The sequence below is a fragment of the Pseudomonas sp. TE3644 genome, assembly GCF_056278815.1.
In genome coordinates, this window is record NZ_JBWBQF010000001.1 from 540185 (window position 1) to 565198 (window position 25014).

Consider the following 25014-nt stretch of genomic DNA (forward strand, 5'->3'; position numbering starts at 1 on the left):
TGTCGTATGTCGTTCGAACTGCTGGCCACCGACGGCAAGGCCCGTCGTGGCCGCCTGACCTTCCCGCGTGGCGTGGTGGAAACCCCGGCGTTCATGCCGGTGGGCACCTATGGCACCGTGAAGGGCATGCTGCCTCGTGACATCGAGGCCATCGGCGCGCACATGATTTTGGGCAACACCTTCCACCTGTGGCTGCGCCCGGGCATGGAAGTGATCAAGGCCCACGGCGACCTGCACGATTTCATGAAGTGGCAGGGCCCTATCCTGACCGACTCGGGTGGTTTCCAGGTGTTCAGCCTGGGCGCCATGCGCAAGATCAAGGAAGAGGGCGTGACCTTCGCCTCCCCGGTGGACGGCTCGAAGGTGTTCATGGGTCCCGAAGAGTCGATGCAGGTACAGCGCGACCTGGGCTCCGACGTGGTGATGATTTTCGACGAGTGCACCCCGTACCCGGCTGACGAAGACGTGGCCCGTGTGTCCATGGAGCTGTCGCTGCGCTGGGCTCAGCGCTCCAAGAACGCTCACGGTGACAACACCGCGGCGCTGTTCGGCATCGTCCAGGGCGGCATGCACCAGAACCTGCGCATGCGCTCGCTGGAAGGCCTGGACAAGATCGGCTTCGACGGCCTGGCCATCGGCGGTCTGTCGGTGGGCGAGCCCAAGCACGAGATGATCAAGGTGCTGGATTATCTGCCGGGCCAGATGCCCGCTGACAAACCTCGTTACCTTATGGGTGTTGGCAAGCCGGAAGATCTGGTGGAGGGTGTGCGCCGCGGTGTGGACATGTTCGATTGCGTGATGCCAACCCGCAATGCCCGCAATGGGCATCTGTTCATCGACACCGGCGTGCTGAAGATCCGCAACGCGTTTCATCGTCATGATAATTCGCCGCTGGACCCGACCTGCGACTGCTACACCTGCCAGAACTTCTCCCGTGCTTATCTGCACCATTTGGACAAGTGCGGCGAAATGCTGGGGAGCATGTTGAATACCATCCACAATTTGCGTCATTACCAGGTGCTGATGGCTGGTTTGCGCGAGGCTATTCAACAGGGTACATTGGCCGCCTTTGTCGATGCCTTCTACGCCAAACGCGGGCTTGTAACGCCGCCTTTGGACTGAGTTCGTGACCCTTTTGAGTCAACAATTTTGCAACTGGAGTGCTAAATGAGCTTTTTTATCTCTGACGCGTTGGCCGACGCCGGTGCACCGGCAGCTGCAGGCCCTATGGGCGGTGGCTTCGAGTGGATTTTCCTGGTCGGTTTCCTGGTCATCTTCTACCTGATGATCTGGCGCCCGCAGGCCAAGCGTGCCAAAGAGCAGAAAAACCTGCTGGGCAACCTGCAGAAAGGTGACGAAGTTGTGACCACCGGTGGTATCGCCGGCAAGATCAACAAAGTGACCGACGACTTCGTGGTGATCGAGGTTTCGGACACTGTAGAGCTGAAGATCCAGAAGGGCGCCATTGCCGCGACCCTGCCGAAAGGCACGCTCAAAGCGATCTAAGTTTCAGACTTTTACCAATCGACGGGGCGCGCAAGGCGCCCCGCGTCTTGAACGGGCGGCGTGATGCTGAACAAATACCCTCTGTGGAAATACCTACTGATCCTGGCGGTGCTGGCGGTCGGTTTTATTTATTCCGCACCCAATCTCTATCCTGATGACGCGGCCATCCAGGTCTCGGGCGCAAGCTCTGCGCTGCAAGTCACCCAGGCTGATCTGGACCGCAGCGCCAAGGCGCTGACCGATGCCGGTATCGAGGTCAAGGCGGCAACGCTGGCCGAGAATGGCAAGGGCGGTTTGTTGCGTCTGGCCAAGCGTGATGACCAACTGCCTGCCAAGGACGTGGTCCGCAAAACCTTGGGCGACGACTATGTTGTAGCGCTGAACCTGGCGGCTACCACGCCGCAGTGGCTGCGCAACATTGGCGCGCACCCGATGAAGCTGGGCCTGGACTTGTCCGGTGGTGTGCACTTTCTGCTCGCCGTGGACATGGACAAGGCCATTGATGCCCGCCTGAAAATCTACGAAGCCGACGTCAAGACCGAGCTGCGCAAGGAAAAGATCCGCTACCGCAGCATGCCTCAGCAGGCCGCTGCCATTCAGCTGGGCTTTGCCGATGCCGACAGCCTGACCCAGGCCCAGGCGATCATTCGCAAGACCTACACCGATTTCGACCTGACCACCTCCACCCGTGGGGAGTTGCAGGTACTGTCGCTGACGCTGACCCCGGCCAAGCTGGCCGAGATCCGCGAATACTCCATCAAGCAGAACTTGACCACGGTACGTAACCGCGTCAACGAGCTGGGCGTGGCCGAGCCACTGGTACAGCGCCAGGGTGCCAACCGCATCGTGGTGGAGCTGCCAGGCGTGCAGGACACCGCAGAAGCCAAGCGCATCCTGGGCAAGACCGCCAGCCTTGAATTCCGTCTGGGCGCAGGCCCCGATGATTCGCGTGCCACCACCGAGACCTTCGAGTTCCGTGACGGCAGCCGTCCGCCAGCCGCCGTCGAGCGCAGCCTGATCATCACCGGTGACCAGGTGACCGACGCGTCGGCCAGCTTCGACGAGCATGGCCAGCCGCAAGTGAACATCAAGCTTGATGGCCACGGTGGCGACCTGATGAGCCGCGCCACGCGCAGCAACGTCGGCCGCAGCATGGCGGTACTGTTCATCGAGCAGAAGCCGTTCACCCGCTACGAGAAGCAGACTGTCGACGGCGTCGAGAAAGACGTGGCCGTGCAGGACTTCAGCGAAGAGAAGAAAATCATCAGCCTGGCGACCATCCAGTCGCCGCTGGGCGCGCAATTCCGCATCACCGGCCTGAACGGCCAGGGTGAATCGTCGGAACTGGCCCTGCTGCTGCGTGCCGGTGGTCTGGCCGCGCCGATGTACTTCGCCGAAGAGCGCACCATTGGCCCAAGCCTGGGTGCCGACAACATCACCAAGGGTATCCATGCGTCCCTGTGGGGCATGCTGTTTGTGTCGCTGTTCATCATCGCCATCTACCGCTTCTTCGGCATCATCGCCACCGTGGCGCTGGCGCTGAACATGGTGGCGCTGCTGGCCCTGATGTCGGTGCTGGGTGCCACCCTGACGCTGCCGGGTATTGCCGGTATCGTGTTGACCATGGGTATGGCGGTTGACGCCAACGTGCTGATCTTCTCGCGTATCCGCGAGGAAATCGCCGCCGGGATGAGCGTGCAGCGGGCGATCAACGAAGGTTTCGGCCGTGCGTTCACCGCCATTGTCGACGCCAACCTGACCACCTTGCTGGTAGGCGGCATTCTTTTCGCCATGGGCACCGGCCCGGTGAAAGGCTTCGCCGTGACCATGTCCCTGGGTATCTTTACCTCGATGTTCACAGCCATCATGGTGACCCGCGCAATGGTCAACCTGATCTACGGCGGTCGTGACTTCAAGAAGTTGTGGATTTAAGGGGCTGCCATGAAACGTACCATCAACTTCATGGGCGTTCGCAACATTGCGTTCGCCTTGACACTGTTCCTCACGGTATTGGCGTTGTTCAGCTGGTTCCACAAGGGCCTGAACTTCGGTCTGGACTTCACTGGCGGTACGCTGATCGAGCTCAACTACGAGAAGCCGGCCGACCTGACCCAGGTGCGTAGCGAACTGGTTGCCGCTGGCTACCACGAAGCCATCGTGCAGAACTTCGGTGACACCACCGACCTGCTGGTGCGCATGCCGGGCGACGACCCCAAGCTGGGCGCCCAGGTTTCTGAAGCGCTGGCAAAGGTGGGCGGTGATAACCCGGCCAAGGTCACCCGTACCGAGTTCGTCGGCCCGCAAGTGGGTGAAGAGCTGCGTGACCAGGGCGGCCTGGGCATGCTCATGGCCCTGGGCGGCGTGTTGATCTACCTGGCTTTCCGCTTCCAGTGGAAATTCGCGGTAGGCGCCATCGCCTCCCTGGTGCACGACGTGGTCGTGACCATGGGTATCCTGTCGTTCTTCCAGATCACCTTCGACCTGACGGTGCTGGCGGCGGTACTGGCCATCATCGGCTACTCGCTGAACGACACCATCGTGGTATTCGACCGGGTGCGCGAGAACTTCCGCGTGCTGCGCAAGGCTTCGCTGATCGAGAACATCAACGTCTCGACCACCCAGACCCTGCTGCGTACCCTGGCTACCTCGATCTCGACGTTGCTGGCCATCGCCGCGCTGCTGTTCTTCGGCGGCGACAACCTGTTCGGTTTCTCCATCGCGCTGTTCATTGGCGTGCTGGCGGGTACCTACTCCTCGATCTACATCGCCAACGTGGTGCTGATCTGGCTGAACCTGAACAGTGACGACCTGATTGCTCCGGTCACCAAGGATAAAGTCGACGATCGCCCCTAATGTGATCGCCGTCGCTTAATCCCCTGAAAAGGCGCGAGTTTTGAACTCGCGCCTTTTTTTGTGCTCCAAGGCTGGGAGAAGCGCGGACGTTGATCCGTATAAGAAGGTCAGGAGGTTCAAGTGAACAAATCGTTGCTGGTTGGTGCAGTGTTGGGTGCCGTGGCGGTAACCGCCGGTGGTGCTGTCGCGACCTACAGCCTCGTGAAAAGTGGCCCAGAGTACGCAGAAGTTCTGGCTGTAGACCCTATCAATCAAGAGATCAAGACGCCCCGCAAGGAGTGTCATGACGTAGCGGTAACCCACCGCCGCGCCGTGCAGGACCAGCACCAGGTGGCCGGTACCGTGCTGGGCGCCGTGGGCGGTGGCCTGCTGGGCCATATGGTCGGTGGCGGCAAGGGCAAGACCCTGGCCACCGTGGCCGGCGCCGTGGGCGGTGGCTATGCGGGCAACAAGGTGCAGGAGCACATGCAGAACGGTGACACTTACACCACCACGGAAAGCCGCTGCAACACGGTCAACGACATCAGCAGCAAGGTGGTTGGCTATAACGTGAAGTATCAGCTGAACGGTCAGGTGGGGCAGGTGAAGATGGACCGTGATCCTGGGTCCAAGATCCCGGTGAGCAAGGATGGCCAACTGGTGCTGACCCAGCAGTAACCTGTAGCCGCTGCCGCCAGGCTGCGCTGGCCCTGTGCCTCGCTGGGTATCTCCAGTGTTCACAAGGGCCAGCGCAGCCTGACGGCAGCGGCTACGGATGGCGCAGCAAACCGCAGGCATAAAAAAAGCACCCCGAAGGGTGCTTTTTTTGTGCCCGATTTACGCTTGGCGCTTGATCGAAGCAGGCAGGTGCGGCTGGATGGCCGTCAGTACTGCTTTGAAGCACTTGATGTTACCGGCAACGATGTGGCCCTTCTCCAGGAAGTCGTGACCACCGGTGAAGTCGCTCACCAGGCCGCCTGCTTCTTGAATCAGCAGGGCGCCAGCGGCCATGTCCCATTCGCTCAGGCCCGACTCCCAGAAGGCGTCGAAACGGCCGGCGGCCACGTAGGCCAGGTCAAGGCTGGCAGCACCGGCGCGGCGGATGCCGGCGGTCTGGCCTACCAGGGAGCGGAACATGCCCAGGTAGTTGTCCAGGTCAGCCATCTGGTTGTCGCGGAACGGGAAGCCGGTGCCCAGCAGGGCGCCTTCCAGGCTGGTGCGGCCGCTGACGCGCAGGCGACGGCCGTTCAGCTGGGCGCCACGGCCACGGCTGGCGGTGAATTCTTCCTGGCGAACCGGGTCCAGAACAACGGCGTGCTCCAGGCGGCCGCGGTATTTGCAGGCGATGCTGACGGCAAAGTGCGGGATGCCGCGCAGGAAGTTGGTGGTGCCATCCAGTGGGTCGATGATCCACTCGTATTCGGCGCCTTCGCCGCTGCCGGCGTGCAGGCCGGTTTCTTCGCCACGGATGGTGTGGGTCGGATAGGCCTTGCGCAGGGCGTCGATGATTTTCTGTTCGGCCGCACGGTCTACTTCAGAGACGTAATCCTTCGCGTCTTTTTCATCAACCTTGATGGTATCCAGGCGCTCGATGGAGCGGAAGATCAATTCACTGGCGCTGCGGGCGGCGCGCAGCGCGATATTCAGCATGGGCTGCATGGACGTTTCACCTAGGTCGTTAAAGAAAGCCGAATATTCTAACAGAAAAGTTCCCGCGAAGAAGAGGGTGATCAGCTTTCGTAGCGCAAGCGGTATCTGTTCGGTAAGATTTCACCTCTTTCCTCCAGTCTGTGAGCACTCGCCTTGCTGCAAAATATTCGTGTCGTCCTGGTCAACACCAGCCACCCCGGCAATATCGGTGGGGCTGCGCGCGCCATGAAGAACATGGGCTTGTCGCGCCTGGTGCTGGTCGATCCGCTGGATTTCCCTTCTCACGAGGCCAGTGCCCGTGCATCGGGTGCCGATGACGTGCTGGAAAACGTCCAGGTGGTCGCCACCCTCGAAGAAGCCCTGGTGGGTACCACCATGGTGCTGGGCACCAGCGCCCGTGAGCGTCGTATCCCCTGGCCGCTGCTGGACCCGCGCGAGTGCGGCAGCAAAAGCGTCGAAGAGGCCGCCCAGCTGGGTGGCGAGGTGGCGCTGGTGTTTGGCCGCGAACACGCAGGCCTCACCAATGACGAGCTGCAGCGATGTCATTTCCACGTGCATATCCCGTCAAACCCTGATTTCAGCTCGCTGAACCTGGGTGCGGCGGTGCAGGTACTGGCCTACGAAGTGCGTATGGCCTGGCTGGCAGCCGAAGGGCAGGCGTCCAAGACCGAGAAGGTCGAAGTGGCGTCGGTCAAGAGCGCAGAGCTCTCGACCAGCGATGAGATGGAGCGTTTCTACGAACACCTGGAGAGCACCCTGGTGGAGATCGGCTTCCTCGACCCGCAAAGCCCGCGGCACCTGATGGCGCGTTTGCGTCGCCTGTACGGCCGCAGCTCGGTAGCCAAGGCGGAAATGAACATATTGCGCGGCATTCTCACGGAAACCCAGAAAGTGGCCCGTGGCGAGCCGCATAAGCGGAAGGACTGACCATGTTCGAACGTCTGCGTGAAGACATTCAAAGCGTATTCCATCGCGACCCGGCGGCGCGCAACGCCTTCGAGGTGATGACCAGCTACCCCGGCATGCACGCCATCTGGTTGCACCGCGGCGCGCACAAGCTGTGGAAGGCCGAGTTCAAGTGGCTGGCCCGCATGGTGTCGAACTTCGGTCGCTGGATGACCGGCATCGAGATTCACCCAGGCGCCAAGATCGGCCGGCGTTTCTTCATTGACCATGGCATGGGCATTGTTATCGGTGAGACCGCCGAGATCGGCAATGACGTCACCCTCTACCAGGGTGTGACCCTGGGTGGTACCAGTTGGAACAAGGGCAAGCGCCACCCCACGCTGGAAGATGGCGTGGTGGTGGGGGCGGGCGCCAAGGTGCTGGGGCCTTTCACTGTGGGGGCTGGGGCCAAGATAGGCTCCAATGCGGTAGTGACCAAGCCGGTCCCGGCCGGCGCTACGGCGGTCGGTATTCCGGGGCGCATCATCGTCAAGAGCGATGACGCCGTGGACGCCAAGCGCAAGGCCATGGCCGAGAAGATCGGCTTCGATGCCTATGGCGTGACCGAAGACATGCCTGACCCGGTGGCGCGCGCCATTGGCCAGTTGCTGGATCATCTGCACGCCGTGGATGGCCGCCTGGAGGACATGTGCGGGGCGATGACGCGGATGGGCAGTGACTATTGCGCCAAGGAACTGCCGCAACTGCGCGATGAAGACTTCAAATGCGTGAAGGGTGAGGTCGAGGCGCCTGCCGCCGAAGCCCGCTGACCCCGTAGCCGCTGCCGCCAGGCTGCGCTGGCCCTGATGTTCGCTGGAGATCTCCAGCGGGGCACGTGGCCAGCGCAGCCTTCGGCAGCGGCTGCAGGCAAACCAAAAATCCCGTGCTATAGTACGCCGCCCGTTTTGCCGCTATTCCCGACTAAGGTAGTAGGTCTTAAAGTTGACTTAATTACTCGGGAATTGCATACTTGCCAGTATTCCGCTACTCCCTTTTCGTAACCCCGTGGTACTCGCCATGCGACTGACAACTAAAGGCCGATACGCCGTGACCGCCATGCTCGACCTGGCGTTGCACGCGCAGCATGGGCCCGTCTCACTGGCCGATATCTCCGAGCGCCAAGGCATTTCCCTGTCGTACCTGGAGCAACTGTTCGCCAAGCTGCGCCGCAGCAATCTGGTGTCCAGCGTGCGCGGGCCCGGCGGTGGCTATCAGCTGTCGCGCGAGATGGAAGGCATCCAGGTGGCCCAGGTCATCGATGCGGTCAACGAGTCGGTCGATGCAACCCGTTGCCAGGGACTGGGCGATTGCCACGCCGGCGACACCTGCCTCACCCACCACCTGTGGTGCGACCTGAGCCAGCAGATTCATGAGTTTTTGAGCGGTATCAGTCTGGCTGACCTTGTCACTCGCCGTGAAGTGCAAGAGGTCGCCCAGCGCCAGGACCTGCGCCGTTGCAACACCACCAAGAGCCAGCGCCTGGACAAGATCGAAACGTCCTTCGTCGAATGACGTCGGGACTATGGCTAGCCCGCCTGATAGGAGAATTTCAATGAAGTTGCCGATTTACCTCGATTACTCCGCCACCACGCCGGTTGACCCGCGTGTAGCGCAAAAGATGAGCGACTGCCTGCTGGTTGACGGAAACTTCGGCAACCCGGCGTCCCGTTCCCACGTTTTCGGCTGGAAGGCTGAAGAAGCGGTTGAGAACGCTCGTCGCCAGGTCGCCGACCTGGTCAGCGCCGACCCGCGTGAAATCGTCTGGACCAGCGGTGCAACCGAGTCCGACAACCTGGCCATCAAGGGTGTCGCGCACTTCTATCACACCAAGGGCAAGCACCTGATCACTTCCAAGATCGAGCACAAGGCGGTCCTGGACACCATGCGCCAACTGGAGCGTGAAGGCTTCGAGGTTACCTACCTCGACCCGCAGGAAGACGGCCTGATCACCCCGGCCATGATCGAAGCGGCGCTGCGTGACGACACCATCCTGGTGTCGGTGATGCACGTGAACAACGAAATCGGCACCGTCAACGACATCGCCGCCATTGGCGAGCTGACCCGCTCGCGCGGTGTGATGTTCCACGTTGACGCCGCCCAGTCCACCGGCAAGGTCGAGATCGACGTGACCAAGCTGAAGGTCGACCTGATGTCGTTCTCGGCGCACAAGACCTACGGCCCCAAGGGCATCGGCGCGCTGTACGTCAGCCGCAAGCCTCGCGTACGCCTGGAAGCCACCATGCACGGCGGTGGTCACGAGCGCGGCATGCGTTCGGGCACCCTGGCTACCCACCAGATCGTCGGCATGGGCGAAGCCTTCGCCATCGCCAAGCAGGAAATGGCCGCTGAAAACCAGCGCATCCAGGCCCTGAGCGACCGCTTCTTCAAGCAGGTCGAGCACCTGGAAGAGCTGTACGTCAACGGCAGCCTGACCGCCCGCGTACCGCACAACCTGAACCTGAGCTTCAACTACGTGGAAGGCGAGTCGCTGATCATGGCGCTCAAGGACCTGGCCGTATCGTCCGGTTCGGCCTGCACCTCGGCCTCCCTCGAGCCGTCCTACGTGTTGCGTGCCCTGGGCCGCAACGACGAACTGGCGCACAGCTCGATCCGTTTCACCTTCGGCCGCTTCAGCACCGAAGAAGAAATCGACTACGCCGCGCAGAAAGTCTGCGAGGCCGTGACCAAGCTGCGCGAACTGTCGCCGCTGTGGGATATGTTCAAAGACGGCGTCGACATCTCGAAGATCGAGTGGGCGGCACACTAAACAAAGAAGCCGCCACCATCCAGATCCTGTAGAGACGTGGCGTTAACGCAGGCGTATCTACAGGGCCTTCAGAGCGGCCCTGATGAGTGAGGATTGAGAATCATGGCTTACAGCGAAAAGGTCATCGACCACTACGAAAACCCACGTAACGTCGGCAAGATGAATGCCGAAGACCCGGACGTGGGCACCGGCATGGTTGGCGCTCCAGCCTGCGGCGACGTAATGCGCCTGCAGATCAAGGTCAACGAGCAGGGTATCATCGAAGACGCCAAGTTCAAGACCTACGGCTGTGGCTCCGCCATTGCTTCCAGCTCCCTGGCCACCGAGTGGATGAAGGGCAAGTCGTTGGATGAAGCGGTCACCATCAGCAATACCCAGCTGGCCGAAGAACTGGCGTTGCCGCCGGTGAAAATCCACTGCTCCGTACTCGCTGAAGACGCCATCAAGGCCGCCGTTCACGACTACAAGCAGAAGAAAGGTTTGCTCTAACAGCACGCATCGCACGATGTAAGGAGTCTCGATGGCTATCAGCATGACAGAAGCCGCCGCCAAGCATATCCGCCGTTCCCTGGACGGTCGTGGCAAGGGCGAGGGTATCCGCCTGGGTGTTCGCACTACCGGCTGTTCGGGCCTGGCCTATGTGCTGGAGTTCGTGGACAGCCTTGGCGAAGACGACCAGGTGTTCGAAAGTCACGGTGAGAAAGTGATCATCGACCCCAAGAGCCTGGCGTACCTTGACGGCACCGAGCTGGATTTCGTCAAGGAAGGGTTGAACGAAGGCTTCAAGTTCAACAACCCCAACGTACGCGGTGAATGTGGCTGCGGCGAAAGCTTCAACGTTTGAGGCTGACCGTGGGTACTCCTTGTCATTTTGCCTTGTTCGACCTGCGGCCTGGCTTCCGCCTGGACCTCGACCAGCTGGCTTCGCGTTATCGCGAGCTGGCGCGTGCCGTTCACCCCGATCGCTTTGCCGATGCGTCCGAGCGCGAACAGCGCCTGGCGCTTGAGCAGTCCGCTGGCCTCAACGAGGCCTACCAGACGCTCAAGAACGCGCCCAAGCGGGCCCGTTACCTGCTGGCCATCGGTGGCCACGAAGTGCCCCAGGAAGTCACGGTCCACGACCCTGAGTTCCTGATGCAGCAGATGCAGTGGCGCGAAGAGCTCGAAGACCTGCAAGACAGTGCCGACCTTGACGGTGTGGCGCAGTTCAAGCAGCGGGTGAAGAAGGCCCAGGAGCAACTGAACGAGAGCTTCGCCAGCTGTTGGGATGATGCTGCGCAGCGCGAACAGGCCGAACGCCTGATGCGGCGCATGCAGTTCCTCGACAAGCTGTCCTACGAAGTGCGCCAGCTGGAAGAGCGCCTCGACGATTAACCCAGTGTTGCTACGGCTGCACGCCTGATATTCAGATAAGCATGGCCCTACTGCAGATCGCCGAACCCGGCCAGAGTCCTCAACCGCACCAGCGCAAGCTGGCTGTGGGCATTGACCTTGGCACTACCAATTCGCTGGTCGCTGCCTTGCGCAGCGGCCTGTCCGAGCCGCTGGCCGACGAGCAGGGGCAGGTCATTCTGCCGTCCGCCGTCCGCTACCACGCTGACCGCATCGAAGTGGGCGCCACCGCCAAGGCTGCCGCCGCCACCGATCCGCTCAACACCATCGTTTCCGTCAAGCGCTTCATGGGCCGTGGCCTGGCCGACGTCAAGCTGCTGGGTGAGCAATTGCCCTACCGCTTCGTTGGCGGCGAGTCGCACATGCCGTTCATTGAAACGGTGCAGGGCGCCAAGAGCCCGGTGGAAGTCTCTGCCGACATCCTCAAGGTGCTGCGCCTGCGTGCCGAAGCCACCCTGGGTGGCGAGCTGGTAGGTGCGGTGATCACTGTCCCGGCCTACTTTGACGACGCTCAGCGCCAGGCCACCAAGGACGCGGCCAAGCTGGCCGGCCTGAACGTGCTGCGTCTGCTCAATGAGCCGACTGCGGCCGCGGTGGCGTACGGTCTGGATCAGCATGCCGAAGGCCTGGTGGCCATCTATGACCTGGGTGGCGGCACCTTCGATATCTCGATCCTGCGCCTGACTGGCGGTGTCTTCGAAGTGCTGGCCACCGGTGGCGACAGTGCCCTGGGCGGCGACGATTTCGACCATGCCATCGCCAGCTGGATCGTGGAGCAGGCTGGTGTCTCGGCCAACCTTGATCCGGGCGCTCAGCGCCAGTTGCTGCAGGTAGCCTGCGCTGCCAAGGAAGCCCTGACCGACGCCGCTTCGGTGCCGGTCGTCTATGGTGACTGGCACGCCGAGCTCAGTCGTGACGGCTTCAATGCCCTGATCGAGCCCATGGTGGCCCGCAGCCTCAAGGCCTGCCGCCGCGCCGTGCGTGACTCGGGCGTGGAATTCGACGAGGTGGCCGCCGTGGTCATGGTCGGCGGTTCCACCCGCGTGCCACGTGTACGTGAAGCCGTTGGCGAGCTGTTCGGCCGCCAGCCCTTGACCTCTATCGACCCTGATCAGGTGGTGGCCATTGGTGCTGCCATCCAGGCCGATACCCTGGCTGGCAACAAGCGTGACGGTGACGAGCTGTTGCTGCTGGACGTGATCCCGCTGTCCCTGGGGCTGGAAACCATGGGCGGTCTGATGGAGAAGGTGATTCCGCGCAACACCACCATCCCCGTCGCCCGTGGCCAGGACTTCACCACCTATAAGGACGGCCAGTCGGCCATGATGATTCACGTGCTGCAAGGCGAGCGTGAATTGATCAGTGACTGCCGTTCGCTGGCACGCTTCGAATTGCGTGGCATTCCGGCCATGGTCGCCGGTGCAGCGAAAATCCGCGTTACCTTTCAGGTCGATGCCGATGGCTTGCTCAGCGTTTCGGCGCGAGAGCTGGGCTCGGGCGTGGAAGCCAGCATCCAGGTCAAGCCGTCCTACGGCCTGACCGACGGCGAAATCGCCCGCATGCTCAAAGACTCGTTCCAGTACGCCGGTGACGACAAGGTGGCGCGCCAGTTGCGCGAGCACCAGGTCGACGCCGAGCGCCTGATCGAGGCCGTGCAGGCGGCCATCGAAGCCGATGGCGATCGCCTGCTGGACGCCGAAGAGCGGATGGTGATCGAGCTGCAAATGACTGAATTGCGTGAATTGATGAGCGGTACCGACGGCGCGGCCATCGAGCAACAGACCAAGCGTCTGTCGCAGGTCACCGACGCTTTCGCGGCCCGCCGCCTCGACTCGACGGTGAAAGCCGCGTTGGCCGGGCGCAACCTGAATGAGATTGAGGAATAACGATGCCGCAGGTCATTTTTCTGCCCCACGAGAAATTCTGCCCGGAAGGGCTGGTAGTCGAGGCCCCGACCGGCACTTCGATCCTTGAGCTGGCCCACGATCATCACATCGAGATCGAAAGCGCCTGCGGCGGCGTTTGCGCCTGCACCACTTGTCACTGCATCATTCGCGAAGGCTTCAATTCGCTGGAAGAAGTCGACGAACTGGAAGAGGATTACCTGGACAAGGCCTGGGGCCTGGAGCCCAACTCGCGTCTGGCGTGCCAGGCGGTGGTGGGAACCGAGGACCTGACGGTCGAAATCCCGAAATATTCGCTCAACCATGCGGCCGAAGCGCCGCACTGATCGGGAAGCTGTCATGAGCTACGGTTGGAATGATGTACAACGTATTGCAGAGGAATTGGCCGAGGCCAAGCCGGGCGTTAACCCTTATTCGGTTAATTTCGTCGATCTGCAGCAATGGATCAAGGAACTGCCTGGTTTCGACAGCAATTCTGGCCGGGTAGGCGAGAAAGTGCTGGAGGCGGTCCAGACCCTTTGGGCCGACGAAATAGACTGATCATCTTTGCAGGTTAGGCATTACCCCAGAACCCGCGTATAATTCGCGGGTTTAATTTTTCGCAACAATCACTGTTTCTGGAGTTTCACCATGGCTGTTCAACGTACTTTCTCCATCATCAAGCCTGACGCTGTTGCCAAGAACGTCATCGGCGAGATCACCACTCGTTTCGAAAAAGCCGGTCTGCGCGTCGTTGCCTCGAAACTGAAGCAACTGTCCAAGGCCGAAGCTGAAGGTTTCTACGCTGAGCACAGCGCTCGTGGCTTCTTCGGCGACCTGGTTGCCTTCATGATCTCCGGTCCTGTTGTTGTCCAGGTTCTGGAAGGCGAAAACGCCATCGCTCTGAACCGTGAGCTGATGGGCGCTACCAACCCTAAAGAAGCTGCTGCCGGCACCATCCGTGCTGACTTCGCTGACTCCATCGACGCCAACGCCGTACACGGTTCGGACTCCGAAGCCGCTGCTGCCCGCGAAATCTCGTACTTCTTCGCTGCTACCGAAGTAACCACTCGCTAAGCCTCGGCTACTGAGTGAAGGTGAAACCATGACCGCAATGACTGGCAAGACAAACCTGTTGGGCTTGACCCAACCTGAGATGGAACAGTTCTTCGACTCGATCGGGGAGAAGCGCTTTCGTGCCGGTCAGGTCATGAAGTGGATTCACCATTTTGGCGTCGATGATTTCGACGCCATGACGAACGTCGGCAAGGCCTTGCGCGAGAAGCTCAAGGCCTGTGCCGAAATTCGTGGTCCCGAAGTGGTCAGCGAGGACATCTCCAGCGATGGCACCCGTAAGTGGGTAGTGCGCGTGGAGTCCGGCAGCTGCGTCGAGACCGTCTATATTCCGCAGGGCAAGCGCGGCACCTTGTGTGTTTCGTCCCAGGCGGGCTGTGCCCTGGACTGCAGTTTCTGCTCCACCGGCAAGCAAGGCTTCAACAGCAACCTCACCGCCGCCGAAGTCATCGGCCAGGTGTGGATTGCCAACAAATCCTTCGGCAGTGTCCCGGCTACCATCGACCGCGCCATCACCAACGTGGTGATGATGGGCATGGGCGAGCCATTGCTGAACTTCGACAACGTCATCAGCGCCATGCGCCTGATGATGGATGACCTGGGCTATGGCATCTCCAAACGCCGGGTCACCCTGTCTACCTCCGGCGTTGTGCCGATGATCGACGTGCTCGCCGATCACATCGACGTGTCCCTGGCCCTGTCGCTGCACGCGCCCAACGACGCGCTGCGCAACCAGCTGGTGCCGATCAACAAGAAGTACCCGCTCAAAATGCTGCTCGAGTCGTGCCAGCGCTACATGTCCCAGCTGGGCGAGAAGCGCGTGCTGACCATCGAGTACACCCTGCTCAAGGACGTCAACGACAAGCTCGAGCACGCGGTGGAAATGGTCGAGCTGCTCAAGACCGTACCCTGCAAGATCAACCTGATCCCGTTCAACCCGTTCCCGCACTCCGGTTACGAGCGGCCCAGCAACAATGCCATCCGTCGTTTCCAGGATCATTTGCACCAGGCCGGTTTCAATGTCACGGTGCGCACTACCCGCGGCGAAGACATCGACGCCGCCTGTGGTCAATTGGTAGGGCAGGTGATGGACCGCACCCGCCGTAGCGAACGCTATATCGCCGTACGCCAGCTGGCGGCCGACGATATGCCGCTCAACGCCGAAAACCGGCCCTGAGAGAGGATCTCCATGACCGTGCGCGCCGCGCTCCTGCTGTTGTGTTTCAACCTGTTGGTTGGCTGCGTCTCCACGGGTAAAGTCAACCGCGATGGACACCAGCAAGGGGCGCGAGGAAGCGCGCAAGGCCCTGGTGCAACTGGGGCTGGGTTACTTGCAGACCGGTCAGGCCGAGCAGGCCAAGGTGCCGCTCAAGCAGGCGCTGGAAATCGACAGCTCCGATGCCGAGGCCAATGGCGCCCTGGGCCTGGTGTTCCAGGCTGAACTGGAGCCCAAGCTTGCCGAGGAATACTTCAAGAAGGCGCTGTCCAGCCGCCCCAGGGATGCCCGCACGCTCAACAATTACGGCGGTTTCCTGTACGAGCAGAAGCGGTATCAGGACGCTTACGAAACCTTTGAGAAAGCGACCGACGATCCCCTGTATCCTGAGCGCTCGCGGGTCTTCGAAAACCTCGGCCTGACCGCTCGGGCCATGGGCAACAAACCCTTGGCCATGCAGTTGTTCGACAAGGCCTTGCGGCTTAATGCCGACCAGCCACGGGCGTTGCTGGAAATGGCTGAGTTGTCTTACGAAGACAGGCATTATGTGCCGGCGCGCGATTACTATGACCGCTTCGGCAAGCTGAGCGAACAGAACGCTCGCAGCCTGTTGCTGGGCACGCGCCTGGCGCGGATTTTTCAAGACAAGAACAGGGCCGCCAGCTACGGCCTGCAACTCAGAAGACTCTATCCCGGTACGCCGGAATATCAGCAATACCTGTCGGAGCAATGATGAAAGCGGCGCATCCCGAAGTTGTAGCAGCGACTCGCGTGAACCCTGGTGATACCTTGCGCCAGGCCCGCGAAAGCAAAGGCTGGTCGCTGGCCGACGTGGCCGTCAAACTCAACCTGACGGCCACCTCCCTGGGCAACCTGGAAGCCGGCGCCTTCGACAAGCTGCCGGGGCATACCTTCGCCCGCGGCTACATCCGTGCCTACGCCAAGCTGCTGGGCATGGACCAGGCGCCGCTGGTGCAGGCCTTCGACCAGGCCACGGGCAGCCACGCCCAGGGCAGCGAAGTGCACGCGCTGGGCCGCATCGAAGAACCGGTACGCCTGTCCCACAATATTCTGCGCGGCGTGAGCCTGCTGTTGCTGGTGCTGGTCATCGGCGGCGGCTTCTTCTGGTGGCAGGATCAGACCGGCCAGCGCGGCAAGGACCAGGCTGGCCTGGCCATGGAGCATGTTGAAGTCGAAAGCGCCGACGGCACCACCCAGATTCATCCGATCGACGAGCCTGAAGACCAGGCCGTGACCGAAGCCCAGAAACCCGAGGTCACCGAGCCTGCTGCAGCCGCTGAAGCGCCGGCCACCGTGCCTGCGACAGCCGCCGTTCAGCCGGTTGCCCCTACCGTGGCGGCGGCCCCTGTTGCGCCTGCCCAGGCCCCGGCTGTGGTGCATCAACCAGCCCCTGCCGTGGTGCATCAGCCGGTCGCCCCGGTTGCGCCGACGGTGGCAGCCGCTGCGCCTGCTGCCGTGGCAGCGCCTGAAGCGCCTGTGGCTGGCCAGGGCCAACTGCACGTGCAGTTCACCGCCGACTGCTGGACCCAGGTCACCGACGGCAACGGCAAGGTGCTGCTCAGCGGCCTGAAGCGCAAGGGCGATACCATTGACCTGAACGGCAAGCCGCCGTTCGCGGTGCGCCTGGGCTATGCCCGCGGTGCGCAAGTGGCCTACAACGGCCAACCCGTGGACGTGGCGCCATTCACCTCCGGCGAGACTGCTCGCATGAAAGTGGGGCAATAAATCATGCACGGCGAATCCCCGATCAAACGTCGCGAATCCCGTAAAATCTGGGTCGGCAATGTACCGGTGGGTGGCGATGCCCCCATCGCGGTGCAAAGCATGACCAACACCGACACCAACGACGTCGCTGCCACCGTGGCGCAGATCCGCCGCCTGGAAGACGCCGGCGCCGACATCGTGCGCGTTTCGGTGCCCGACATGGACGCCGCCGAGGCGTTCGGCAAGATCAAGCAGCAGGTGCGCGTGCCCCTGGTGGCCGACATCCATTTCGACTACAAGATCGCCCTGCGCGTGGCCGAACTGGGCGTGGACTGCCTGCGCATCAACCCGGGCAACATCGGTCGCGAAGACCGTGTGCGCGCCGTGGTCGATGCCGCCCGGGACCGTGGCATCCCGATCCGCATCGGCGTCAACGCAGGCTCCCTGGAAAAGGACCTGCAGAAAAAGTACGGCGAACCTACGCCTGAAGCCCTGGTGGAATCGGCACTGCGCCATGTGGAGCATCTTGAGCGCCTGAACTTCCCGGACTTCAAGGTCAGCGTGAAAGCCTCCGACGTGTTCATGGCCGTCGCCGCCTACCGCCTGCTGGCCACCCAGATCTCCCAGCCGCTGCACCTGGGCATCACCGAAGCCGGCGGTTTGCGCTCGGGCACGGTGAAATCCTCGGTGGGCCTAGGTATGCTGCTGGCCGATGGCATCGGCGACACCATCCGCATCTCCCTGGCCGCAGACCCGGTGGAAGAGATCAAGGTTGGCTACGACATCCTCAAGTCCCTGCGCCTGCGCTCGCGTGGTATCAACTTCATCGCCTGCCCAAGCTGCTCGCGGCAGAACTTCGATGTGGTCAAGACCATGAACGAGCTGGAAGGGCGCCTGGAAGACCTGCTGGTGCCGCTGGACGTGGCGGTGATCGGCTGTGTGGTCAACGGCCCCGGCGAAGCCAAGGAAGCCCACGTGGGCCTGACCGGCGGCACGCCGAACCTGATCTACATCGACGGCAAGCCGGCGCAGAAACTGACCAACGACAACCTGGTGCAAGAGCTCGAGAAGCTGATTCGCCAGAAGGCGGCCGAAAAGGTCGAGGCTGACGCGGCGCTGATCGCCCGTGGCTGATCAAAAGAACACTAAGGATTTCTCGTGAGTAAGACGCTGCAAGCCATCCGTGGCATGAACGACATCCTGCCCGACCAGACGCCCCTGTGGCGCTACTTCGAAGGCACCGTGGCAGGTTTGCTGGACACCTACGGCTATCGGCAGATCCGCATGCCGATCGTCGAGTTCACCGACCTGTTCAAGCGCTCGATCGGCGAAGTCACCGACATCGTCGAAAAAGAGATGTACACCTTCGAGGACCGCAACGGCGACTCGCTGACCCTGCGCCCTGAGGGTACGGCTGCTTGCGTGCGTGCGGTGCTGGAGCACGGCATCACCGGCGGTGGCCAGGTGCAGAAGCTCTGGTACGTGGGCCCGATGTTCCGTCACGAGCGTCCGCAGAAAGGCCGTTATCGCCAGTTCCACCAGATCGGCTGCGAAGTGTTCAACCTCGACGGTCCGGACATCGACGCCGAGCTGATCGTGCTGACCTGGCGCCTGTGGGGTGCCCTGGGCATCCGTGACGCGGTGAAGCTCGAGCTCAACAGCCTGGGTACCAGCGAAGCCCGCGGTCGCTATCGCGAAGCGCTGGTGGCGTTCCTGACCGAGCACCTGGACCAGATCGACGAAGACAGCCAGCGCCGCCTGAAAACCAACCCGCTGCGCGTGCTGGACACCAAGCACCCTGAGACCCAGGCCGTGCTGGTCAATGCGCCGAAGCTGGCTGATTACCTGGACGAAGAGTCGCGCGTGCACTTCGAGGGCCTCAAGGCTCGCCTGGACGCTGCCGGCATCCCCTACGTGATCAACCCCAAGCTGGTGCGTGGCCTGGATTACTACAGCAAGACCGTTTTCGAATGGGTCACCGACAAGCTCGGCGCCCAGGGCACCGTGTGCGCCGGGGGGCGCTACGATGGCCTGGTCGAGCAGATGGGCGGCAAGCCCACCACCGGCGTCGGCTTTGCCATGGGTATCGAGCGGCTGATCCTGCTGCTGGAAACCCTGGAGCAGGTGCCCGAGTCCATCGCCCGTACCGTCGACGTTTACCTGTGCGCCTTTGGCGAGCAGGCCGAGCTGGCTGGCCTGGCCCTGACCGAGCGTCTGCGTGACCAGTTGCCCAACCTGCGCATCCAGGTCAACGCCGGTGCCGGCAGCTTCAAGAGCCAGTTCAAGAAAGCCGACAAAAGCGGCGCGCTGTATGCCCTGATCCTGGGGGACGACGAACTGGCGCAACAAGTGGTAGGTTTCAAACCCCTGCGTGGCCAGGGCGAACAACAAAACATTGCCTGGGATGCTCTGGGTGAGCATCTGGCGACTTGCGTCGTGCAGGGTTGAGGCAGGCTTCAGGCCGAATTTGCGAAATAGGAGTATTGGGGTGTCGAGTACCGAAGATGAACAACTCGCCGAGTTGAAGGACTTTTGGCAGCGTAACGGCAAGCCTCTGGTCACCGGCGTCCTGCTGGCCCTGGTCGTGGTGTTTGGCTGGCAAGCCTGGCACAAATACCAGGCCAACCAGTCGCAAGGCGCGTCCAGCCTGTACCAGCAATTGCTGGAAACCGCGCTGAACCCGACCGGCAAGCCGGACACCGCGCAGGTCGCGGACCTGGCCAACAAGCTCAAGAGCGAGTACGGCAACAGCGAGTACGCGCAGTACGGCAGCCTGTTCGTGGCCAAGGTGGCCGTGGACGCTGGCAAGCTGGACGACGCCGCCGCCGAGCTCAAGGCTGTGGTCGACAAGCCCAAGGACGCCATGCTGGGTGAAATCGCCCGTCAGCGCCTGGCTCAGGTAATGGCTGCGCAGAACAAGGCCGAAGACGCCCTGAAGCTGCTTGAAGGCGACGCCGACAAGGCCTTCCTCGCCAGCCGTGAAGAACTCAAGGGTGACCTGCTGGTGCAGCTGGGCCGTACCGATGATGCGCACGCCGCGTATCTGAAGGCCAAGGCGGCACTGTCCGACGAGGCAGCGGTAGGTGGCTTGCAAATCAAACTCGACGACCTGGCGAAAAAAGATGCGTGACGTGATCCGTTGGAAACATGCAGCATTGCTGGCCCTGGCCATCCTGGCAGCCGGTTGCAGCAGCAACAGCAAGAAGGAACTGCCTCCAGCCGAGTTGACCGACTTCAAAGCTGAAGTCTCGTTGCACAAGGAGTGGAGTCGCTCGATCGGTGACGGTCAGGGCGAGACCTACAACATGCTTGTTCCAGCGATCGAGAACGACAGCATCTATGCCGCTGACGTGACCGGCGTGATCATGGACCTCAACCGTCTGACCGGTGACGTGATCTGGAAGAAAGACCTGAACGCTTCGGTGTCCGGTGCGGTCGGTGTCGGTTACGGCCTGGTGATGCTGGGTACCATCAGCGGTGAAGTCATCGCCCTGGATTCCACCAACGGTGAAGTCAAGTGGCGCGCCAAGGTCAACAGCGAAGTGCTGGCACCGCCGGCCAGCAACGGTGACGTTGTGGTCGTGCAAACCCAGGACGACCGTCTGGTCGGCCTGGACGCCAACACTGGCGCCCAGCGCTGGATCTACGACAGCACCCCGGCGGTACTGACCCTGCGCGGCACCAGTGCCCCGCTGGTCACCAACCACCTGGCGGTGGCTGGCCTGTCCACCGGCAAGGTCGTTGCCCTGGACATCAGCAACGGTGTGCCGGTGTGGGAACAGCGCGTTGCAACGCCTCAGGGCCGTTCGGAGCTTGAGCGCGTGGTCGACATCGACGGCGGCCTGCTGCTGTCCGGTGGTACCCTGTACGTCGCCAGCTACCAGGGCCGCATGGCGGGCCTGGACCTGGAAAGCGGCCGTGTGCTGTGGCAGCGTGATGCTTCCAGCTATGCCGGCGTAGCCCAGGGCTTCGGCAGCGTCTACGTGGCGCTGGCTTCCGGCACCGTGGAAGGCGTGGACGAGCGCAGCACCACCGCGCTGTGGAGCAACGACAAACTGGCTCGCCGCCAGCTGTCGGCCCCTGAAGTCTTCTCCAGCTATGTGGCCGTGGGTGACTTCGAAGGCTACCTGCACCTGCTCAGCCAGGTCGACGGTCGCTTCGTGGCCCGTGAGAAAATCGACGGCGACGGCCTGCGCGCCCGTCCGCTGGTGGCCGGTAACATGATTTACGTGTTCGGCAACAGCGGCAAGCTCGAAGCCCTCACCGTCAAGTAAGGCTTTGACTATGCTGGAGGGCAGCGATGCCCTCCGGCGGCCCGGTCACGATTGGGCCTGCGGCATGTGTACAATGCCGCCACGAACTCCGGCCGCTGCCTGCAGCGGCCTTTGTATTTTCTGAAATAACGCAATGGAGAGCCTAATGGTTCCCGTAATCGCCCTGGTGGGCCGACCGAACGTCGGCAAGTCCACCATGTTCAACCGCCTGACCAAAAGCCGCGACGCCATCGTCGGCGACCTGTCTGGTCTTACCCGTGATCGCCAATACGGAGAGGCGCACTGGCAAGGGCGTTCCTATATCCTGATCGACACCGGCGGTATTTCCGGTGACGAGCACGGCATGGACGAAAAAATGGCCGAGCAGTCGCTGCTGGCCATCGAAGAAGCCGATGTCGTGCTGTTCCTGGTCGATGCCCGTGCCGGTTTCACCGCCGCCGACCAGATGATTGCCGAGCACCTGCGCAAGCGCAACAAGCGCTCCATCCTGGTAGCCAACAAGATCGACAACATCGATCCTGAAATGGCCCGCGCCGAATTCGCCCCGTTGGGCATGGGCCACGCCATTGGCGTTGCCGGTGCACAGGGCCGTGGCGTCAACACCCTGCTGGAAGCCGCCATCGGCGAGTTCCCGCGTGATGTGGAAGAGGAAGACCTGGCTGAAGGCGTTGCCGAAGGCGAAGAACAGGTCCGCATTCCTGGCCCGAGCGAGAAGGATGGCATCAAGATCGCCATCATCGGCCGCCCCAACGTGGGCAAGTCGACCCTGGTCAACCGCATGCTCGGTGAAGACCGCGTCATCGTCTACGATGAGCCCGGCACCACCCGCGACAGTATCTACATCCCGTTCGAGCGCAATGGCGAGAAGTACACCTTCATCGACACCGCTGGCGTGCGCAAGCGCGGCAAGATCCACGAGGAAGTCGAGAAGTTCTCGGTGGTCAAGACGCTGCAGGCCATCAAGGATGCCAACGTCGTGATCTTCGTCATGGACGCCCGTGAAGGCGTGGTGGACCATGACCTGAACCTGCTGGGCTTCGCCCTGGAGTCGGGCCGCGCCATCGTCATCGCACTGAACAAGTGGGACGGCATGCAGCCTAGCGAGCGCGACTACGTGAAGACCGAGCTGGAACGCCGGCTGTTCTTCGTCGACTTCGCCGACATCCACTTCATCTCGGCGCTGCACGGCACCGGCGTGGGCAACCTGTACGGTTCGGTGCAGGCCTCGTTCAAGTCGGCGATCACCCGCTGGCCTACCAGCCGCCTGACCCAGATCCTCGAAGACGCGGTGCAAGAGCACCAGCCGCCGATGGTCAACAGCCGCCGCATCAAGCTGCGCTATGCCCACTTGGGTGGTGCCAACCCGCCGCTGATCGTGATCCACGGCAACCAGGTGGAGAAGGTGCCGAACAGCTACGTTCGTTACCTGGAAAACACCTACCGCCGTGTGCTCAAGCTGGTCGGTACGCCGATCCGCATCGAGTTCAAGGGCAGCGACAACCCGTATGAAGGCAACAAGAACACGCTGACCGACCGCCAGGTCAACAAGAAGCGTCGCTTGATGTCGCACCACAAGAAAGCCGACAAGAAGCGCCGCGACAAGCGCTGATTCCTGGCTCTGCAATACCCTGTGGGACCGGGCGAAGCTCGGGAAAAGCACACCGCGTAGTACCTGATGCATCGCGGCGTCCTTTTCCCGAGCTTCGCCCGGTCCCACACTGGTATCTGCGCAATGCCTTGGGCTATCCTGCTGGGCTCCCCAGCTGTCAGGGATAGGCCCGATGATCACCAGCAAGCTGCCCAATGTCGGCACGACCATCTTCACCACCATGTCCCAGCTCGCCGCCGAAACGGGCGCGCTCAACCTGTCCCAAGGCTTCCCCGACTTCGACGGCCCCCAAGGGCTGCGCGACGCCGTGGTGCACCATATCAACGCCGGCCACAACCAATACGCGCCCATGACCGGTCTGCCGGCCCTGCGCGAACAGGTGGCTGCGAAGGTGCTGCGTCAGTACGGCGCCAGGGTGAACGCCGACACCGAAGTCACTATCACCCCCGGCGCCACCGAGGCCATCTTCTGCGCCGTGCAGGCCGTGGTGCGTGCCGGCGATGAGGTCATCGTCTTCGACCCTTGCTATGACAGCTACGAGCCCTCTGTGGAGCTGGCAGGCGGGCGCTGCGTGCACGTGCAACTCGATGCGCAGGACTTTTCCATCGACTGGCAGAAGCTGACCGACGCCCTCAGCCCACGCACGCGGATGATCATCCTCAACAGCCCGCACAACCCCAGCGGGGCGCTGATCAGCGCCGCCGACCTGGGCCGGCTGGCGAAACTGATCGAAGGTCGCGATATCTACCTGATCAGTGATGAAGTGTATGAACACCTGGTCTACGATGGGGTCAGACATGCCAGCGTGTTGGGCCACGAAGCGCTCTATTCCAGGGCTTTCGTGGTCAGCTCGTTTGGCAAGACCTACCACGTCACCGGTTGGAAGACAGGTTACGTGATCGCTCCCCCGGCGCTCAGCGCCGAGCTGCGCAAGGTGCACCAGTACGTCAACTTCTGCGGTGTCACGCCGTTGCAGTGGGCGCTGGCGGACTACATGGCGGCCAGTCCTGAACACGTCGAAGCGTTGCCCGGTTTCTACCAGGCCAAGCGCGACCTGTTCTGCGACTTGCTGGCACCGTCGCGGTTCAGCTTCACCCGGGTGGCGGGAACGTATTTCCAGCTGGTGGATTACTCGCAGATCCGTCCCGACCTGAACGATGTGGACATGGCTCTGTGGATGACCCGCGAGCACGGCGTGGCGACCATTCCGGTGTCGGTGTTCTACCAGACCCCTATCCCGGAACAGCGCCTGGTACGCCTGTGTTTCGCCAAACGCGAGGAGACGCTGCGGGAAGCGGCGAAGAAACTATGCGTGATTTGAGCACGCTGGCGAACCTGAACCTGGCCCTGGTGCAAACCACCCTGGCCTGGCACGACCGCACAGCCAATTTTGAACACTTCGAGGCCCTGCTGGAGCAGGCCCGGGGTGCAGACCTGATCATCCTGCCGGAGATGTTCACCACCGGCTTCTCCATGGACTCGGCCACCCTGTGCGAGCCCGAGAACGGCCCCACCAGCAAATGGTTGCGCGCCCAGGCCGCGCGGCTGAACGCCGTGGTCACCGGCAGCGTGATCATCCAGGCCGCCGACGGCAGCCATCGCAACCGCCTGCTGTGGGCGCGCCCCGATGGCGAGCTGCTGCACTACGACAAACGCCACCTGTTCCGCATGGCCGGCGAGCACGAGCACTACACCCCCGGCGAGCGCCAGGTGCAGTTCGAGCTCAAGGGCTGGCGGGTGCGCCCGCTGATCTGCTACGACCTGCGCTTCCCGGTGTGGAGCCGCGATGCCAGCGACACCGACCTGCTGCTGTACACCGCCAACTGGCCAGGTGCACGGCGCTTGCACTGGAACCGCCTGCTGCCGGCGCGGGCCATCGAAAACCTCTGCTACGTAGCGGCAGTAAACCGCGTGGGCACCGATGGCAAAGGCTTTGCCTACACCGGCGACAGCCAGGTGCTGGACTTCCAGGGCGAGAGCCTGCTCAGCGCAGGGGAGGCGGATGGCGTATTCCACGTCGCCCTCAGCGCCGCCGAACTGGCGGCCTACCGCACCCGTTTCCCCGCGCACCTGGACGCCGATACCTTCGACCTCCACTGAACCGCCTACCTCCCTGCTGTGGGACCGGGCGAAGCTCGGGA

At 62.2% G+C, this 25014-nt stretch carries 26 protein-coding genes and 1 pseudogene; 26 read left to right on the forward strand and 1 reads right to left on the reverse strand.

The window, feature by feature from the left end:
• Positions 1–6 precede the first annotated feature (6 nt).
• From tgt to ACZ9GA_RS02415, 5 genes are all read left to right on the forward strand, one after another.
• Complete coding sequence (gene tgt, locus ACZ9GA_RS02395) at positions 7–1122, forward strand: tRNA guanosine(34) transglycosylase Tgt (protein WP_199267081.1); 1116 nt, start codon at positions 7–9, stop codon at positions 1120–1122.
• 45 nt (positions 1123–1167) lie between these two features.
• A complete protein-coding gene (gene yajC / locus ACZ9GA_RS02400) occupies positions 1168–1506 on the forward strand; it encodes a preprotein translocase subunit YajC (protein ID WP_008366112.1) in 339 nt (112 codons plus the stop codon).
• 63 nt (positions 1507–1569) lie between these two features.
• Positions 1570–3438: a protein translocase subunit SecD gene (secD, locus tag ACZ9GA_RS02405; RefSeq protein ID WP_027978950.1), complete on the forward strand. Its 1869-nt coding sequence runs from the start codon at positions 1570–1572 to the stop codon at positions 3436–3438.
• A gap of 9 nt (positions 3439–3447) precedes the next feature.
• A complete protein-coding gene (gene secF, locus ACZ9GA_RS02410) occupies positions 3448–4359 on the forward strand; it encodes a protein translocase subunit SecF (RefSeq protein WP_457357372.1) in 912 nt (303 codons plus the stop codon).
• 120 nt (positions 4360–4479) lie between these two features.
• Positions 4480–5016: a glycine zipper 2TM domain-containing protein gene (locus ACZ9GA_RS02415; protein WP_457357370.1), complete on the forward strand. Its 537-nt coding sequence runs from the start codon at positions 4480–4482 to the stop codon at positions 5014–5016.
• 159 nt (positions 5017–5175) lie between these two features.
• On the opposite strand, the gene suhB is transcribed toward ACZ9GA_RS02415, so the two are convergent.
• Positions 5176–5997: a type III secretion system regulator SuhB gene (suhB, locus tag ACZ9GA_RS02420; protein ID WP_457357368.1), complete on the reverse strand. Its 822-nt coding sequence runs from the start codon at positions 5995–5997 to the stop codon at positions 5176–5178.
• Between the two features lie 144 nt (positions 5998–6141).
• Between suhB and trmJ the strand changes: the two genes are divergently transcribed.
• From trmJ to ACZ9GA_RS02525, 21 genes and pseudogenes are all read left to right on the forward strand, one after another.
• Positions 6142–6915 carry a tRNA (cytosine(32)/uridine(32)-2'-O)-methyltransferase TrmJ gene (gene trmJ, locus ACZ9GA_RS02425; protein WP_457357366.1) on the forward strand — a complete coding sequence of 258 codons (774 nt, stop codon included), beginning with the start codon at positions 6142–6144 and terminating at the stop codon, positions 6913–6915.
• Between the two features lie 2 nt (positions 6916–6917).
• Complete coding sequence (gene cysE, locus ACZ9GA_RS02430; RefSeq protein ID WP_457357364.1) at positions 6918–7703, forward strand: serine O-acetyltransferase; 786 nt, start codon at positions 6918–6920, stop codon at positions 7701–7703.
• A 247-nt stretch (positions 7704–7950) separates the two neighbouring features.
• The gene (iscR, locus tag ACZ9GA_RS02435) at positions 7951–8445 is read left to right on the forward strand and encodes a Fe-S cluster assembly transcriptional regulator IscR (RefSeq protein WP_008366125.1); all 495 of its coding nucleotides are present in this window, start codon (positions 7951–7953) and stop codon (positions 8443–8445) included.
• Positions 8446–8485: 40 nt separating this feature from the next.
• Positions 8486–9700 (forward strand): IscS subfamily cysteine desulfurase, encoded by a 1215-nt coding sequence (locus ACZ9GA_RS02440; RefSeq protein WP_457357362.1) that lies wholly within the window; start codon positions 8486–8488, stop codon positions 9698–9700.
• Between the two features lie 102 nt (positions 9701–9802).
• Positions 9803–10189, forward strand: a complete 387-nt coding sequence (gene iscU / locus ACZ9GA_RS02445) for a Fe-S cluster assembly scaffold IscU (RefSeq protein WP_027978943.1) — start codon at positions 9803–9805, stop codon at positions 10187–10189.
• Between the two features lie 31 nt (positions 10190–10220).
• Positions 10221–10544 (forward strand): iron-sulfur cluster assembly protein IscA, encoded by a 324-nt coding sequence (iscA, locus tag ACZ9GA_RS02450; RefSeq protein WP_027978942.1) that lies wholly within the window; start codon positions 10221–10223, stop codon positions 10542–10544.
• Between the two features lie 8 nt (positions 10545–10552).
• A complete protein-coding gene (hscB, locus tag ACZ9GA_RS02455) occupies positions 10553–11074 on the forward strand; it encodes a co-chaperone HscB (RefSeq protein WP_457357359.1) in 522 nt (173 codons plus the stop codon).
• Between the two features lie 41 nt (positions 11075–11115).
• Positions 11116–12978 carry a Fe-S protein assembly chaperone HscA gene (gene hscA / locus ACZ9GA_RS02460; protein ID WP_457357357.1) on the forward strand — a complete coding sequence of 621 codons (1863 nt, stop codon included), beginning with the start codon at positions 11116–11118 and terminating at the stop codon, positions 12976–12978.
• A 2-nt stretch (positions 12979–12980) separates the two neighbouring features.
• Positions 12981–13322, forward strand: a complete 342-nt coding sequence (gene fdx / locus ACZ9GA_RS02465) for an ISC system 2Fe-2S type ferredoxin (RefSeq protein ID WP_457357356.1) — start codon at positions 12981–12983, stop codon at positions 13320–13322.
• A gap of 13 nt (positions 13323–13335) precedes the next feature.
• Positions 13336–13536, forward strand: a complete 201-nt coding sequence (gene iscX / locus ACZ9GA_RS02470) for a Fe-S cluster assembly protein IscX (RefSeq protein WP_457357354.1) — start codon at positions 13336–13338, stop codon at positions 13534–13536.
• Between the two features lie 90 nt (positions 13537–13626).
• Positions 13627–14052: a nucleoside-diphosphate kinase gene (gene ndk / locus ACZ9GA_RS02475; RefSeq protein WP_007916882.1), complete on the forward strand. Its 426-nt coding sequence runs from the start codon at positions 13627–13629 to the stop codon at positions 14050–14052.
• A gap of 28 nt (positions 14053–14080) precedes the next feature.
• Entirely contained in the window at positions 14081–15226 is a 1146-nt protein-coding gene (rlmN, locus tag ACZ9GA_RS02480) for a dual-specificity RNA methyltransferase RlmN (protein ID WP_457357351.1), read from the forward strand.
• Between the two features lie 12 nt (positions 15227–15238).
• A pseudogene (gene pilW, locus ACZ9GA_RS02485) lies at positions 15239–15998 on the forward strand (type IV pilus biogenesis/stability protein PilW).
• Positions 15998–17011, forward strand: a complete 1014-nt coding sequence (locus ACZ9GA_RS02490) for a helix-turn-helix domain-containing protein (RefSeq protein WP_457357347.1) — start codon at positions 15998–16000, stop codon at positions 17009–17011. Before pilW ends, ACZ9GA_RS02490 begins: the two are co-directional and overlap by 1 nt.
• 3 nt (positions 17012–17014) lie before the next feature.
• A complete protein-coding gene (ispG, locus tag ACZ9GA_RS02495) occupies positions 17015–18124 on the forward strand; it encodes a flavodoxin-dependent (E)-4-hydroxy-3-methylbut-2-enyl-diphosphate synthase (RefSeq protein WP_455922335.1) in 1110 nt (369 codons plus the stop codon).
• Positions 18125–18148: 24 nt separating this feature from the next.
• A complete protein-coding gene (gene hisS, locus ACZ9GA_RS02500; RefSeq protein ID WP_457357345.1) occupies positions 18149–19438 on the forward strand; it encodes a histidine--tRNA ligase in 1290 nt (429 codons plus the stop codon).
• Between the two features lie 40 nt (positions 19439–19478).
• A complete protein-coding gene (locus ACZ9GA_RS02505; protein ID WP_457357344.1) occupies positions 19479–20120 on the forward strand; it encodes a YfgM family protein in 642 nt (213 codons plus the stop codon).
• Complete coding sequence (gene bamB / locus ACZ9GA_RS02510; protein ID WP_457357342.1) at positions 20113–21264, forward strand: outer membrane protein assembly factor BamB; 1152 nt, start codon at positions 20113–20115, stop codon at positions 21262–21264. Before ACZ9GA_RS02505 ends, bamB begins: the two co-directional genes overlap by 8 nt.
• A 145-nt stretch (positions 21265–21409) precedes the next feature.
• Positions 21410–22873, forward strand: coding sequence for a ribosome biogenesis GTPase Der (der, locus tag ACZ9GA_RS02515; RefSeq protein WP_455922338.1), 1464 nt, complete (start codon positions 21410–21412; stop codon positions 22871–22873).
• A gap of 172 nt (positions 22874–23045) precedes the next feature.
• Positions 23046–24194, forward strand: a complete 1149-nt coding sequence (locus ACZ9GA_RS02520; RefSeq protein WP_457357340.1) for a pyridoxal phosphate-dependent aminotransferase — start codon at positions 23046–23048, stop codon at positions 24192–24194.
• Positions 24182–24973 carry an amidohydrolase gene (locus tag ACZ9GA_RS02525; protein ID WP_457357338.1) on the forward strand — a complete coding sequence of 264 codons (792 nt, stop codon included), beginning with the start codon at positions 24182–24184 and terminating at the stop codon, positions 24971–24973. Before ACZ9GA_RS02520 ends, ACZ9GA_RS02525 begins: the two co-directional genes overlap by 13 nt.
• Positions 24974–25014: the final 41 nt, after the last annotated feature.

Coding starts and splice junctions, on each gene's coding strand:
- tgt (WP_199267081.1), top strand. CDS start 7: ATGTCGTTCGAACTGCTGGCCACCGACGGCAAGGCCCGTCGTGGCCGC.
- yajC (WP_008366112.1), top strand. CDS start 1,168: ATGAGCTTTTTTATCTCTGACGCGTTGGCCGACGCCGGTGCACCGGCA.
- secD (WP_027978950.1), top strand. CDS start 1,570: ATGCTGAACAAATACCCTCTGTGGAAATACCTACTGATCCTGGCGGTG.
- secF (WP_457357372.1), top strand. CDS start 3,448: ATGAAACGTACCATCAACTTCATGGGCGTTCGCAACATTGCGTTCGCC.
- suhB (WP_457357368.1), bottom strand. CDS start 5,997: ATGCAGCCCATGCTGAATATCGCGCTGCGCGCCGCCCGCAGCGCCAGT.
- cysE (WP_457357364.1), top strand. CDS start 6,918: ATGTTCGAACGTCTGCGTGAAGACATTCAAAGCGTATTCCATCGCGAC.
- iscR (WP_008366125.1), top strand. CDS start 7,951: ATGCGACTGACAACTAAAGGCCGATACGCCGTGACCGCCATGCTCGAC.
- ACZ9GA_RS02440 (WP_457357362.1), top strand. CDS start 8,486: ATGAAGTTGCCGATTTACCTCGATTACTCCGCCACCACGCCGGTTGAC.
- iscU (WP_027978943.1), top strand. CDS start 9,803: ATGGCTTACAGCGAAAAGGTCATCGACCACTACGAAAACCCACGTAAC.
- iscA (WP_027978942.1), top strand. CDS start 10,221: ATGGCTATCAGCATGACAGAAGCCGCCGCCAAGCATATCCGCCGTTCC.
- hscA (WP_457357357.1), top strand. CDS start 11,116: ATGGCCCTACTGCAGATCGCCGAACCCGGCCAGAGTCCTCAACCGCAC.
- fdx (WP_457357356.1), top strand. CDS start 12,981: ATGCCGCAGGTCATTTTTCTGCCCCACGAGAAATTCTGCCCGGAAGGG.
- iscX (WP_457357354.1), top strand. CDS start 13,336: ATGAGCTACGGTTGGAATGATGTACAACGTATTGCAGAGGAATTGGCC.
- ndk (WP_007916882.1), top strand. CDS start 13,627: ATGGCTGTTCAACGTACTTTCTCCATCATCAAGCCTGACGCTGTTGCC.
- rlmN (WP_457357351.1), top strand. CDS start 14,081: ATGACCGCAATGACTGGCAAGACAAACCTGTTGGGCTTGACCCAACCT.
- ACZ9GA_RS02490 (WP_457357347.1), top strand. CDS start 15,998: ATGAAAGCGGCGCATCCCGAAGTTGTAGCAGCGACTCGCGTGAACCCT.
- ispG (WP_455922335.1), top strand. CDS start 17,015: ATGCACGGCGAATCCCCGATCAAACGTCGCGAATCCCGTAAAATCTGG.
- bamB (WP_457357342.1), top strand. CDS start 20,113: ATGCGTGACGTGATCCGTTGGAAACATGCAGCATTGCTGGCCCTGGCC.
- der (WP_455922338.1), top strand. CDS start 21,410: ATGGTTCCCGTAATCGCCCTGGTGGGCCGACCGAACGTCGGCAAGTCC.
- ACZ9GA_RS02520 (WP_457357340.1), top strand. CDS start 23,046: ATGATCACCAGCAAGCTGCCCAATGTCGGCACGACCATCTTCACCACC.
- ACZ9GA_RS02525 (WP_457357338.1), top strand. CDS start 24,182: ATGCGTGATTTGAGCACGCTGGCGAACCTGAACCTGGCCCTGGTGCAA.